A 10,980-nucleotide genomic window follows, 5' to 3' on the forward strand; every position below is an offset into this window, starting at 1 on the left:
GCACTTGAAAATCAAATCCAGAAATATATTTCAGGGATAGAGGGCCTTGGCGAGGTCCAGATAATGAGAACGAGCTGGAAAACCCCGTACAGTTGAATCTGGCATTCCAAACATTCAAAGAACGATTTGCCGCGCGCAAGAAAACTAGGTGCTCCGCCAATGAAAATTTGCAACAGTGGAAAAGTCGTATCAATGCGGGCCATCCATAAAGGGATTGAGAAGGTTTTGACTCTGGATTTTGAAAACAAATACACCTTTATCACACTTTGCGCTCCGGACGGGGGCGGTATGGAGTCGTGGAGGATAGAAGGCGGCACCATATCCCATAAGAAACCTAAAACAGACCGGGGGCTGGGGGGCAAGACAAGCAGGGGCAAATGAAAAGGGCAGGAAAGCCATTGGGAATTTTTTATTATTTTTTCATTTTGACAGGCTTTTGGGCTTTGCCAGAATTGCCAAAGTCTTGTTTTGATTGGATAAGCTTGTCCAAATCCTCTTGTTTGATTTCGGTGCTGGGTTTTTTTGCAATATGAGTTATGTCGCCGTCGCAAAGCACGTGGTCAAGACCCACCTTCTGCCCCGGGAACTTGGCGCTTTTGCCCCATATTATCGCGTGTTTGAAGTTGTCAAGCAGGTCCCCCGACAGGCGTTCGCACAAGTCGCGCACAGTGCTCGCGCGGCGTATCATAAGCGGCTCCTTCATATCAGCCTCGCCCATGCGCGGTTTTGTGAAAATGCGCATTAAGTCAAGTTTTTTGTAAATGGCCTCTTTGAGCGCATCCATGTTGACGCCTTTTTCAGCCGAAACCGGGATGAAATCAAATTTGAGGGTTTTGAGGTATTCGGAAGACACGATTTCCGTCTTGTTCAAAACTACCAGGGCCGGGGCGTATTTGCGCGTCTGCACGACAACATCAATGAACTGGTCTGCGTCAATGTCCTCGCGCAAGACAACATCTGCGTTGTGTATGCCGTATTCGCCCAGGATGCCGCAAACCATCCTTTCATTTATTTTTGTCGTTTTTACAGTTGATGTGATTGACACGCCGCCTTTGAGTTTTTTTGACACTACAACATCCGGCCTTTTCTGGTTTGCCCTTATTCCCATATTGTAAAGTTCCCTTAATATCGCCTCATAGGCGCCTGGTTGGTATACGTCAAGGATTATCAAGATTAAATCCGCGCTTCTGGCAACCGCAAGCACCTCTTTGCCGCGGCCCTTGCCCTCCGATGCGCCGATTATGATGCCTGGAAGGTCCAAAAGCTGGATTTTTGCGCCTTTGTACTCAAGCATGCCTGGAATGCAGGTGAGTGTTGTAAAGGCATAGGCGGCAACTTCCGACTTGGTGCCTGTAAGCCTGTTGAGAAGCGTTGATTTGCCTACAGATGGGAGGCCGATGAAGACAACGGTTGAATCTCCCGTCTTGCGCACGTCAAACCCGCCGCCCGACGAGCCGCCTTTCTTTGGCCCAGTCATTTCCCGCTTTAACCTTGCAATCTTGGCCTTGAGGATTCCGATATGGAATTCAGTTGCCTTGTTTTTCTGGGTTCTGGCAAGCTCTGCCTCAAGCTCGCTTAGTTTATCAGCTACACCCATACAACCCAACCTGTTTGAAAATAAGCAAATTAAAGTTATTACTTTTTCTGTTGTTTTTTTTGCCCTTGGCTTGCGGCCGATTCGGACTGCGGCGCGCAGGTGCGTGCAAGCCTGTCCTGTGCCAGCAATTCAACAAATTTGCCGGCCCAAAGCTTTTCGAACTTGCCGACATCTATTGTTCCGTCGGGCTTTTCATTTTCCCGCAGCATGTTGTTCATGGTGCTTGTGCATTTGAGAACAAAATCAAGCTCGCACAGGGCCTTGTCGCCCAATTTCAAAGATTGTTTGAGGATGGTTGAATACAGCTTGCCTTTGAGGAATGCAATCACCAAGTAATGCTCGGCTGGAAGCCCGGTTTCTTCTGCCCTGCGCGAAAGCGCTGGTGGGACAAAATTTATCTTCAATTCCTTTGAAAGTTTTTCCAGGTTTACTTCGGATAGATCGTTTGACGAAGCCTCTTTGTTTTCCAAAAACAAGCACTCTAAATATGACTCATTGATGTTTTCTCCGCGCCGGAAGGTGAAAATCTCAGTAAATTGTTTTTGCGCCTGGTCTGTTTCGTATGAAGACCCAAGCGTCCTGTATACCCTGCCTTTGCGCGAAAAGCGGACCTTTCGCAGGAAAGAGTAGCGGTCGGTGGAATACATGCTTGCAGACGGTATGCCAAAAACAAGCTCAAGCCTGTCTTGTATGTCCTTGAGTGATTGGGCATGGAGATTGTAGAGGATGAAAACCCCAGGTTGTGTGTTGAGAAGATTAATGACCCCCTGGATTGCAAGCCTGGAGCGTATTTCATTGATTATCAGGCAGGCATCACCCATCCTAAGCGAGGCGTTTGCCATTGAGACCAGGTCCAGCTCAGTAGATGATGATTCCTCCTTGTCGGAGCTTTGAACCCGCAAGGCGGCAATGTGGAAGCCGCGCTTGCGAAACGCCTTGGTTGGGATTTCCTCTATGTCTTGTATTGGGAGTATCCTCCGTTTGGACCCTATCGCGGATATTTTTGCGCTTGTAAACGCAGTCTTGCCTACTCCCTTGAGGCCAAGCACCGCCTCAGAGCACCCAAGTTCCACCATCATGTCGTCGTATCCCGCAAAAAAAGGCGAGAAGGAGTTGTAGCTAAGGTATTGGGAATATGTGAATGGGCTTTCCTTGCCAAGCCTAAACGCGCCTTGCAGCTCGCCAAAAGTCGCCGGAGGCCGCTGCAGATGGCAGCGCATATTGAGCCTTGTCAGCACAACATCCACAACAGGATTGTTCAGGTCGAACTTGCGAACCTGTTTTGTTATGGCCATGATGTTGCGGAAGGCATGCTCCAACAGCTCTTTGTTGTAGCGCCATAAAGTGTGACAAACGCCAAATTTTGCGTGTTCTATGTAGAGGGGGGTATTTTCCGAATCAACATAAATGTCGGTGATGTTGTCCCGGTCAAGAGACATGTTTTCTATGAACGCCCCAAGGCCGTAAATCCATGCCGAGGTTTCCCTTCCCATCAATAATGCCTGCTGGGTTGTAATGGGGATGCCTTTAATTGCCGCCTCGTCAAGGAATTTTTGCTTGTACTCGCGGGTTTTCGTCTCGAATATGGTAGTGTAATCGACAAGTTCGTCTTTTTGCCTCCCGATGCTGTTTTGGATTTCAAGGCGCATCATTGAGACTAACGGCTGTGGGAGAGAATCAAGCACCTCGTTTTTGATGTGGTAGAAATACGACTCTGAACCCGTGTCGTAAATCTGGGCCTTGAGGCCAAAACCAAGCTCATAAGAGGCATCAGGCGAGTCCAGCAAGACTGCGTTTTTGGGCAGATCCAATGCGATTGTTGATACGAATTTCATTGACTGGAGGCCTGCCATGGATAGAAAAGCGCCGCGCAAGTCGCCTGTCCTCTGCACCAGTTTGTAAAGGGCAGAGTCGTTTGTTGCTTTAACTGAGCCATTCAACCATGCACGAAATGTTCTGTAACCCTCGTAAAAAAGCTGCCTTGTCGGAGGCTCCTCGTTGAAGTCCTGCAGCAGGCGGACTGCAAGCAGCGGGTCCATGAAAAGATACTCATAAAATTCCTCAAAAACTTTTTTCCTTTTCGGGCACATCTCGTCTTGCGGGTGCCCGTAGGTTTTTGGGTCAAGGAGTATGCCTTCCACCTGCCGAATTATTCTTGCATACTCTAGCAGTGCCCTGGTGTTTTCCTCACTGAAGTCTACGAACATTTCCTCCTCATATCTTATGGATTTTGGAGTGGCGTCAAGCGTTGAGAGATCTTTGAGGTGGTCGTTGATGAAGGCTGCAGAAAACAATTCGTGCGGCGTCGCCATGCAGTCCACAACTAGCCTGTTCCCCACAACCTGGAATTTGCCCATGCAAGACAAATGTAGTTTGTTTTATAAATAAGTGACTGGTATGGTGGTAATATAATGTTGAATGGGGCGGTAGTATTGGTTGTTGGTGTGTGATTTTTAATATATATTGGGGATAAAGAGTAGTGGCAGTATTTGAGTGAATCAAGTGTGTTGTGCGTAGAGATTGGATTTTGATTTTTAGGGGGCGACAAGAATGGGAATTGACGAGATTGTTAAAAGTATCTTCAACAGCCAGCAGGAGCAAAAAAGTGCGGCTCATTTTGCCTTGAATGGGAGTTTCCTGCCATTCAGGCTCACAAGCAGGAAAAATGACACCGTGGACCTGATATTGGAGCTGACCAACATCTCAGGCGGTGACGTGCTGGCATCGGTCGCCGTGGCAGTTCCAAAAGGCATTGGTGTTGACAGCACAATGATAGCCAGGGAGAAAAACCTGCGCGTAGGGCAGATGAAGGCAGATGAGAGCAAAAAAGCCAGGATACCCATGTTTTCAGCCGCCTCGACTAAGCCAGGTGTTTACCCAATCAGTATTGAAGTCTTTTCCCATTACCGGGATTTTGGGCATGTGATTACTTCGATCAAAAAAGAATTTGAAGTGCGTGTGGTTTGAGAAGTCATTGCCGCGCGGTTGTTTTGGCCGTAATGGCGCGTCTTTCTAGATTTGCTCAGATTGTAGTTTTGCCTGCTCCAGCCTGCGGCAAATATCTTCCATAAGGCCGGCAAGTTGTGCGCCTTTTTCTGTCAGAGATGCGGTATTGAGCTTGCCTTTTTGCTCGAGTTTCACAAAGCCGGTTTTTTTGAAAGCAAGAAGGAGTTTGGAGGTAAAGACATAGGTGGTTTTTGCCTGGCGCGCAAGATTGGAGGCATACCAGGTTTTGCTTGTGTCCTTCAAGGCAAGAAGCACGGCGCATTGTTTTTCTTTTATGAGAAATGCCATACAAACATCCGAAGTGGGCACTTAGATTGATTTGTTGTGATTTAGTTGAGTGTTTTGTAGGTAATTTGAGTTTTGTTATTAAGATTATATGCGTCAATTAAATATGCAATGCCTGTTGCGTGGCCTGCCCCGATTATCAGAAGCACCCGCCCGCGCCCGGCATGCAGCACAGACATAAACATGTGCAAATCCCGGTTCCGGATTATGTGATAATAGGTTGTTGGGGCTTGCTGCTCGAAATATGCAAGGATTTGTTTTAGTTTGGCCGGCGATGCCAGTTCCGCGAGGGAGGATAGGGAGATTGTATTTTTGCTGAAAATAGGGATGAAGAGTTTGATTTTTTCTGACAGCGGCACGGACTTCAAAGCGGCCAGAGTAAGGGTAATTGGAATGTCGGCAAGAAGCATTGGAACGTTATTTTTTTTAGCAAGTTTTATCGCGCAAACCATTTCAAGGCCCGGGCTGGAGCCCAATATCTTCCCCAAAAGTTGTTGGGGCAGGTAAAAAAGCGAGAAAAACGGCTTTGACAGCAAATCAAAAATTGAAGGTTTTTTGTTTGTTGTAATGGCAGCATAACGTTGTTGGCACAACTCCAAGGCAACCATATTTGGCTTGAAGATTTGAAAGGCCTTGTCAACGATTTCATCATTGTTTTTATTTATGTGTATTGTGGGAAGAATGATTATTTCCATAAACACAACCGCTGAAAGAATCATGGTTTGAGAGTAAATGGGAAAGTTCGGGCCCAGAGGGATTTGAACCCCCGACGGGTGGATTAAGAGTCCACTGCTCTACCAAGCTGAGCTATAGGCCCAAAAGCTGAGAATAAGGAAGAAGATTGCTCCAATTAACTATAAAAGAATATACGGCAGGAAAAAGAAGTGTATTGATAAGATGTATTGGTGCGGGAATCGGTAAATGTTGGGTTTGGACAGATAATTTGGACAAATAATAACTAGTTTAAGGGTTGTTTGGCATAAAATGTTGGTTGAGATGGGAATTGTAATTTTGAGATTCGGGCACAGGATAATACGCGACGAGCGGGCGACTACGCATGTCTGCCTCACAGCAAGGGCCTTAGGTGCACAAAAGGCCGTGGTAAGTGGGGAGAAAGACGATAAGATACTGGCCAGTGTCAGGGGGATATGTAAGAAATGGGGAGGTAATTTTGAGATTGAATACGCCGCAGATTACGCGCGATTTTTGAAGGAAATAAAAAAAACACACAAGGTTGTCCATCTGACCATGTACGGCAGCCCAATATTGGAAAGGATAAATGCGATTAAAAAAATAGAGAATGTTTGTGTTGTTGTCGGCTCGCAAAAAGTTCCGCCATCCATTTATGAAATGGCAGACTATAACGTTTCCGTGACCGGCCAGCCACATTCGGAAATAGCTGCCCTTGCAGTTTTTTTAGATAGATATTTTGACGGAAAAGAATTTGATTTTGAATTTGTTGGTGGGATGAGTGTTGCATTAAATGATAGTGGTAAAAAAATAGTTTTGTGTAAATAATTCGAGAGAGTTTATATATTTGAGTTGCGGGAAATGAACGCCGTAAAACGGCGCGGGCGAGTTGTGTTGAGAAAAACAAAATCACCAAACAAACACAAAACAGATAAGGTTAAATTAAAGAAAGGCGGGCTGGAGGCTAAATTAAAAGCGAGGAACAGGGCCAAGCCAAATAAAAGAAAAGCTTTCAAAAATAACGAGCTTCTCTCAAGTGCGTTTGCCAGGCAGGGTTTGATTGAGCTTGCTGGTGAAAACGCCGTCAATGTGCTAAGAGAGTTTAGTTTTGAGATGAGTGACGAGGATTTGGCCAGGAAAAGCAAGACTAAATTATCAGATGTGCGGGCAGTCCTTAACAGGCTCCACACAACCGGGCTTGTCGATTATGCGCGAAGCCGCGACCCAGAGAGTGGTTGGTACTCATATGTGTGGAGAATCAACGACACGACAGTCGAAAAAATGATTGAGAGTTACAAACTCAAGAACGCACAAAACACCGAAAACACAGTTGTCGGCGGGGAAGTGTACTATTGCAAAGAGTGTGGTGAAGGAACGAAGGATAGTTTTGAAGAAGCCTATGACAAGAAATTCAAATGTTTGGGTTGTAGAAAGGATTTGGTTTTGTTTGAGTAATTTGATTTGTGTTTTAACCCCACCCAGACGGGTATATAAACATGAATGTACGAATTACACATATAGCGGGGTAGGGTAGTCTGGAGTGCCCGCTGGATTGGGCATAAAACTTGTTTTTGCCAAGGCGAAGCTCATAACCCAGAGACCGGTGGTTCAAAAAACTGAATACCAGTTTGAGATTCCACCCTCCGCTATTTCTTTTTATTTACATTTATTTGTAGTTAAACAGACCCCCCAGTTCCACTAATATCGGTTTTTTTAGGGTGGTTGGGTATTTTTTTAAAAAAGATTAAATATTATAATATATTGTAACTATAGTTACATAAATTATAAACAATATATAAACAATAATATTTTACAAATTTTATTACAAACGTAAAAAAATAAACAAAACCAAAGCAACAAACAACAACCAAACAACAATTGTTAATTGGGGGATTCTATGTTATTATATTTTTATGACCTACATGCCTCGGACGAAAAAAAATTCAACCAAATAAAAAGGAGGTTTTATTACCAATTCAACAAATCAAACCTTTCAAAATGCGCCCTTAAAACCAAATCCGTCCTTTATATTGATGATATTTATGAGTCTGAAGCCGATTCCTTCTTCAAACAATTCGCCGGCCAGCTTGTTGCCCACAAAACCAAATGCGAGTCAATAGAGCAAATTGTTTGAAATCGCCAGTTTTCTTAAATTTATCTAAAAACAACGAAAACTCTAATAAATAAACACAATTTTCAAAAATAGTATTAATAAAAAAATAATAAATCAGGATATTAGTGGAAGTGAGGGGTGGCTGCCGCCCCAAACTACCGACAACAGGTGTTTATTGGGCTGCCGCTTGCGGCCCAGAAACAACAACAACATCTTCCACTGATTTAACGCTTTTGTATAAAATGCTCTTATCCTTCAATATTCTCTTAGCCTCGTCCCTTGTTATGGATGAGAGGGGCTCCATGGTAAGCCTTACAACCTCACCTTTTTCCAAATCCAAAACAATATCTTGCACCCTGCCCAAAAATCGGCCGCTGTCGGTGTAAATATCCATACCATAAATCCTTGACACTTTGACGCCCATCATCTCACCTTCAATTCAAATCTTATTCGTATTTGTTCTCCAGATTTAAAAACCTTGCTTTGGTAATCTGTCTGTTTGCTGCTTGCAGGTGCGTTATTGTGGATGAGAAAGTACCAACCCAACACACTCACTGGATAGAAACATTAGCCAACAACATTACCTCTTCAAAGACGGGGCCATATGTCGTGAGTGCTGGCATAACAACTTCGGGCCCGTGCCATCTTGGGACGCTTTGCGAATTCCTTTTCCCAGCTGCCATACATAAACAACTGGTTTTGGCAGGGCACAAGGCAAAATTCTACTTTATCGCAGACATCTTAGATGCATTTGATTCAATCCCCTTAATTTTTTCTGAGTACGAAAACACACTAAAACCGCACTTGGGCAAACCGCTTTGCTACGTTCCAGACCCTGAAGGCTGCCATCCATCGTTTGGTGACCACTTCCTAGCTGAAATCAAAAATGTCATGGTAAAATTCCAGATACGCCCGGAGATTCTCAAAGCCTCTGAGCTCTATGCATCCGGCTCTTTTGACAAGCTTGCGGCCTTTTTTCTGGAAAATCAAAAAAGAACTTCTGTTGTGGTTGCGGAATCTTCCTTGAGGGAAAGCATGCCGCCAGACTGGTCGGCAATAATGCCCATTTGTGAAAAATGTGGGAGGATTGCCACTACAATAACAACGTCATACGACAAAAATACACAAATTTATACATACTCGGACTCGCGTGATGTCGGTTACACGAAAGGTTGTGGCTGGAGCGGGAGCAACAAACTTTCGGACCACAAATATAAATTGACCTGGAGGCTGCACTGGCCGTCCTGGATGGAGGTTCTTGGGACAAGCATCGAGGGTGCCGGCATGGACCACCATACAAAAGGCGGCTCTTGGGACACGCTTGCGGCTGTTTACAAAAACCTATTCAACAAGCAACCACCAATAGGCTTCAAATTCGGCTTCATACTTTTTCAAGGCAAAAAATATTCCAAATCCAAGGGCATTGGGATGGGTCTTTCAGAGTTACTGGAAATACTGCCGCCGGAACTTATTGCGTTTTCCCTTCTCAGGCCAGACCTGCAGGAAAACATCGACATCAATCCAACAACCCAAAACCTCCTCAAACTAATATCCGACTATACAAAAGCCATGGCAGATTCTTCAAAAGATTTATCCTCTTTGGAGCGCGCGCCGCGAAAAGCAGCGCTTGCGGCAAAAATATCTTCGCCAAACGGGATTCGTTGGCGCACCCAGTTTACCGACATTCTCCTATATTTTGAGCTTTATCGCAATTGGGGTGTTGTGGCAAACATGCTTGACGACAGTGCCGGCGTTGCGTACCTAAAGCCCTATGTGCTAGCTTGGGTGGAGCGCAAACTTGCCCCGCCTGAATACGTATTCGAACTTTCATTTTCAAAACTTTCCTCAACCACATCCAAATCATTTGTCCAATCCTTAAAACCAGGCGCTTCTCCTGAGGAAATTCACAATTTTGTGTTTGAATGCGCCAAACTTCACCACATACAACCTGCTGATTTATTTAAAGAACTGTACACACACATAATCGGCAAGCAATCGGGGCCGAAACTTGGCAAACTCATACACGCAATTGGTGTAGAAACAATAAAACGCGAGCTGCTTTGAACAAACCAGGCCAACAAAACGCAAGTTGGGTGTAATTATGGACATAGTAGATGAGATATCAGCCAACAAAAACCTGGTCGAGGCCCAAATGCTCAAAACCATCCCAAAAAACAAAAAACCGAAGGAAGTTTACGGTTTGATTTGGGATTTTCTTGGCAGGGGGGGCAAACGGTTTAGGCCAATGATGTGCCTTCTTTCCTGCGAAGCTGTTGGCGGGGAATTTCATAAAGCCCTGCCGGTGGCGGCCTCACTTGAGCTTTTCCACAACTTCACGCTCATTCATGATGATATAGAGGACAACTCCCAAATGAGGCGTGGAAAACCATGCCTCCACATCTCTTATGGCCTGCCCCTTGCCCTTAACGCAGGCGACGGCCTGTTCATGGCTTCATGGAAGGCTTTATTTTCTTTGGACGCAAAACCTGAGAAAATAATTGAAATAGCCAACGTCCTCTACTCATCTTATGTTTCGGTGCTTGAGGGCCAGGCAATAGAGCTTAACTGGCATGCAAATAATCTTTGGGAAATCAAACCTGAAGATTATGTGCACATGGTCAGCGGCAAGAGCGGCGCGCTTATCGGGGGCGCCTGCAAGTCTGGTTGTTTAGTCGGTGAAGGGAGCAAGAACCAAGCTGACAAAATATACAAATACGGCGTCGACGTCGGGGTCGCCTTTCAAATCCAGGACGATATACTGAACATAGTCGGCGATGAAAAAAAATACAAAAAAGAAATCGGCGGCGATATTGTGGAAGGCAAACGCACGTTAATGGTACTTGACTTATTGTCCAAATGCTCGGAGTCCCAGGCCACGCGCATGCGCAACACACTTGATTCAAAAAAAGCGTCAAAAGAAGACATCAAACTCATTTCCTCATTGATGGCCGACTACGGCTCGCTGACCTATGCCGCCGATTATGCAAGGCGCCTTGTTGTTGAGGCTAAAAAAAATCTGGATTGTCTTCCTAAAAACCACGCCACACAAAAACTTTATGACATGGCCGATTACTTGATAAATCGTGAATTTTAGGGTTCGCGGCCTGCCATAACCATCAATTTTCGCAATATTTATATTTAAACTTAAATATAACAAAATACAAACAACAACCAACCATTCAAACAACAATCAAATCCCAGATGTGATGACATGCCCCATGCGCTTGCAAGGAGACTCAGATCTTCCAGTCGTGCCGAGTCGCAGTGGCTGGGTGGGGATGGGGCCCAT

Annotated in this window: 12 protein-coding genes and 1 tRNA gene; 7 read left to right on the plus strand and 6 right to left on the minus strand. The window is 45.1% G+C overall.

Annotated elements, in window-relative coordinates:
* Nucleotides 1-159 precede the first annotated feature (159 nt).
* Nucleotides 160-381, plus strand: coding sequence for a hypothetical protein (locus FJZ26_01500; protein MBM3229081.1), 222 nt, complete (start codon nucleotides 160-162; stop codon nucleotides 379-381).
* A 31-nt stretch (nucleotides 382-412) separates the two neighbouring features.
* Here the strand turns inward: FJZ26_01500 and FJZ26_01505 are convergent, their stop codons facing one another.
* Both FJZ26_01505 and FJZ26_01510 read right to left on the minus strand, forming a co-directional pair.
* Entirely contained in the window at nucleotides 413-1,597 is a 1,185-nt protein-coding gene (locus FJZ26_01505) for a GTP-binding protein (GenBank protein ID MBM3229082.1), read from the minus strand.
* A gap of 38 nt (nucleotides 1,598-1,635) precedes the next feature.
* Nucleotides 1,636-3,954 carry a hypothetical protein gene (locus FJZ26_01510; GenBank protein MBM3229083.1) on the minus strand — a complete coding sequence of 773 codons (2,319 nt, stop codon included), beginning with the start codon at nucleotides 3,952-3,954 and terminating at the stop codon, nucleotides 1,636-1,638.
* Between the two features lie 193 nt (nucleotides 3,955-4,147).
* Between FJZ26_01510 and FJZ26_01515 the strand changes: the two genes are divergently transcribed.
* The gene (locus FJZ26_01515; protein MBM3229084.1) at nucleotides 4,148-4,564 is read left to right on the plus strand and encodes a hypothetical protein; all 417 of its coding nucleotides are present in this window, start codon (nucleotides 4,148-4,150) and stop codon (nucleotides 4,562-4,564) included.
* A 45-nt stretch (nucleotides 4,565-4,609) separates the two neighbouring features.
* Here the strand turns inward: FJZ26_01515 and FJZ26_01520 are convergent, their stop codons facing one another.
* The 3 genes from FJZ26_01520 to FJZ26_01530 form a co-directional block, all read right to left on the minus strand.
* Nucleotides 4,610-4,891, minus strand: a complete 282-nt coding sequence (locus FJZ26_01520; GenBank protein ID MBM3229085.1) for a hypothetical protein — start codon at nucleotides 4,889-4,891, stop codon at nucleotides 4,610-4,612.
* A 41-nt stretch (nucleotides 4,892-4,932) separates the two neighbouring features.
* Nucleotides 4,933-5,607 carry a hypothetical protein gene (locus FJZ26_01525; protein MBM3229086.1) on the minus strand — a complete coding sequence of 225 codons (675 nt, stop codon included), beginning with the start codon at nucleotides 5,605-5,607 and terminating at the stop codon, nucleotides 4,933-4,935.
* A gap of 24 nt (nucleotides 5,608-5,631) precedes the next feature.
* Nucleotides 5,632-5,705, minus strand: a tRNA-Lys gene (locus FJZ26_01530).
* Between the two features lie 167 nt (nucleotides 5,706-5,872).
* Between FJZ26_01530 and FJZ26_01535 the strand changes: the two genes are divergently transcribed.
* From FJZ26_01535 to FJZ26_01545, 3 genes are all read left to right on the plus strand, one after another.
* The gene (locus FJZ26_01535; GenBank protein ID MBM3229087.1) at nucleotides 5,873-6,406 is read left to right on the plus strand and encodes a tRNA (cytidine(56)-2'-O)-methyltransferase; all 534 of its coding nucleotides are present in this window, start codon (nucleotides 5,873-5,875) and stop codon (nucleotides 6,404-6,406) included.
* Nucleotides 6,407-6,439: 33 nt separating this feature from the next.
* Nucleotides 6,440-7,033 (plus strand): hypothetical protein, encoded by a 594-nt coding sequence (locus tag FJZ26_01540; protein MBM3229088.1) that lies wholly within the window; start codon nucleotides 6,440-6,442, stop codon nucleotides 7,031-7,033.
* Between the two features lie 442 nt (nucleotides 7,034-7,475).
* Nucleotides 7,476-7,712, plus strand: a complete 237-nt coding sequence (locus FJZ26_01545) for a hypothetical protein (GenBank protein MBM3229089.1) — start codon at nucleotides 7,476-7,478, stop codon at nucleotides 7,710-7,712.
* A gap of 151 nt (nucleotides 7,713-7,863) precedes the next feature.
* On the opposite strand, the gene FJZ26_01550 is transcribed toward FJZ26_01545, so the two are convergent.
* On the minus strand, nucleotides 7,864-8,118 hold the full coding sequence (locus FJZ26_01550; protein ID MBM3229090.1) for a hypothetical protein: 255 nt from the start codon (nucleotides 8,116-8,118) through the stop codon (nucleotides 7,864-7,866).
* 29 nt (nucleotides 8,119-8,147) lie between these two features.
* On the opposite strand from FJZ26_01550, the gene lysS reads away from it, so the two are divergent.
* A complete protein-coding gene (lysS, locus tag FJZ26_01555; protein MBM3229091.1) occupies nucleotides 8,148-9,755 on the plus strand; it encodes a lysine--tRNA ligase in 1,608 nt (535 codons plus the stop codon).
* A gap of 37 nt (nucleotides 9,756-9,792) precedes the next feature.
* Nucleotides 9,793-10,785 carry a polyprenyl synthetase family protein gene (locus FJZ26_01560; protein ID MBM3229092.1) on the plus strand — a complete coding sequence of 331 codons (993 nt, stop codon included), beginning with the start codon at nucleotides 9,793-9,795 and terminating at the stop codon, nucleotides 10,783-10,785.
* The last annotated feature ends 195 nt before the right edge of the window (nucleotides 10,786-10,980 follow it).

This window comes from Candidatus Parvarchaeota archaeon, from assembly GCA_016866895.1.
Classification (GTDB): Archaea; Micrarchaeota; Micrarchaeia; order Anstonellales; family VGKX01; genus VGKX01.

Coding starts and splice junctions, on each gene's coding strand:
- FJZ26_01540 (MBM3229088.1), top strand. CDS start 6,440: ATGAACGCCGTAAAACGGCGCGGGCGAGTTGTGTTGAGAAAAACAAAA.
- FJZ26_01545 (MBM3229089.1), top strand. CDS start 7,476: ATGTTATTATATTTTTATGACCTACATGCCTCGGACGAAAAAAAATTC.
- FJZ26_01525 (MBM3229086.1), bottom strand. CDS start 5,607: ATGATTCTTTCAGCGGTTGTGTTTATGGAAATAATCATTCTTCCCACA.
- FJZ26_01560 (MBM3229092.1), top strand. CDS start 9,793: ATGGACATAGTAGATGAGATATCAGCCAACAAAAACCTGGTCGAGGCC.
- FJZ26_01505 (MBM3229082.1), bottom strand. CDS start 1,597: ATGGGTGTAGCTGATAAACTAAGCGAGCTTGAGGCAGAGCTTGCCAGA.
- FJZ26_01500 (MBM3229081.1), top strand. CDS start 160: ATGAAAATTTGCAACAGTGGAAAAGTCGTATCAATGCGGGCCATCCAT.
- FJZ26_01550 (MBM3229090.1), bottom strand. CDS start 8,118: ATGATGGGCGTCAAAGTGTCAAGGATTTATGGTATGGATATTTACACC.
- FJZ26_01510 (MBM3229083.1), bottom strand. CDS start 3,954: ATGGGCAAATTCCAGGTTGTGGGGAACAGGCTAGTTGTGGACTGCATG.
- FJZ26_01535 (MBM3229087.1), top strand. CDS start 5,873: ATGTTGGTTGAGATGGGAATTGTAATTTTGAGATTCGGGCACAGGATA.
- FJZ26_01515 (MBM3229084.1), top strand. CDS start 4,148: ATGGGAATTGACGAGATTGTTAAAAGTATCTTCAACAGCCAGCAGGAG.
- FJZ26_01520 (MBM3229085.1), bottom strand. CDS start 4,891: ATGGCATTTCTCATAAAAGAAAAACAATGCGCCGTGCTTCTTGCCTTG.